A 939-nucleotide genomic window follows, 5' to 3' on the forward strand; every position below is an offset into this window, starting at 1 on the left:
TGCCCGAGCGGTGCATCGTCCACGCCGACCGTGCCTACGACACCAATCGCGTCCGCGACCTGATCGAGAGTCAGGGTGCGGTCCCCAACATCCCGCCAAAACGCACGCGCGTGTGGAAGAGCTGCTTCAGCAAAACCCTTTACAAAGGCCGCAACGCCATCGAGCGCATGTTCTGCCGCCTGAAAGACTGCAGGCGGCTCGCAACCCGCTACGACCGGAACGCCACCAACTTTCTCGGCGCCATCCATCTTGCCGCCGCCATCATGTGATGGTTGTGAGTCCTAGCCCTAGCCCGCGTGGACAAATTCCTGCGCGATCATGAGTGTCGTTCGAAGAACGGCTCAGTCGCCGGGCAAGATTGCGACGGCATCGATCTCAACGAGATAGCCATGATGAAGCTCGCCCACCGGCACCACGGTGCGCGCGGGGCGCACGTCCCCCAGCATCGCGGCATAGACCGCGTTGAAGCGGGGCCAGTTCTCCACCCCGACGATATAGGCGGTAACGCGCGCCAGTCGCGCCGGCGTGCCGCCGCCGGCGGCGAGGATCGCCAGCATGTTACCGATCGCCTGCCGCACCTGCCCGTCGAAGCTGTCATCAGGCAGCGCGGCACCGTCGGCGCGGATCGGCAGCTGGCCGGAGATATAGAGCGTACCGCCGGCGATCGTGGCCTGCGCGTAATGGCCGGCGGGGGCGGGAGCGGCGTCGGTCCTGACCTTAACCACGTCTGCCATCACCAGCCCCCGAACCGGGGCCACTCGGCCTCCACGACGGGCGAGCCGCCGCGCACGACATGATAGGCCGAGTGCTGTGCGCCGGTGGAGCAGGCATGGTTCGGCAGGATACGCACGCGGTCACCGATCGCCAGATCGGGCAGTACCCCTCCCGATCCCGGCCGGACGGCGATGATGCCATGCTCCTGATTGGCGTCCGCGACGA

2 protein-coding genes and 1 pseudogene are annotated in these 939 nt (G+C 66.7%); 1 reads left to right on the forward strand and 2 read right to left on the reverse strand.

All coding sequences use genetic code 11. The features are described from left to right. Nucleotides 1–269: transposase (locus FOY91_RS21385; RefSeq protein WP_145156093.1), on the forward strand; the 269-nt coding region annotated here is incomplete at its 5' end. Nucleotides 270–341: 72 nt separating this feature from the next. Here the strand turns inward: FOY91_RS21385 and FOY91_RS21390 are convergent. Together FOY91_RS21390 and FOY91_RS21395 are read right to left on the reverse strand one after the other, a co-directional pair. Next, entirely contained in the window at nt 342–734 is a 393-nt protein-coding gene (locus FOY91_RS21390; protein ID WP_145156095.1) for a RidA family protein, read from the reverse strand. Further along, nucleotides 734–939: pseudogene (locus FOY91_RS21395) on the reverse strand (DSD1 family PLP-dependent enzyme); the annotation flags it as partial. The pseudogene FOY91_RS21395 and the gene FOY91_RS21390, both read right to left, overlap by 1 nt.

Origin of the sequence: Alterirhizorhabdus solaris, assembly GCF_007785815.1 — a bacterium.
Lineage (GTDB): Bacteria > Pseudomonadota > Alphaproteobacteria > Sphingomonadales > Sphingomonadaceae > Alterirhizorhabdus > Alterirhizorhabdus solaris.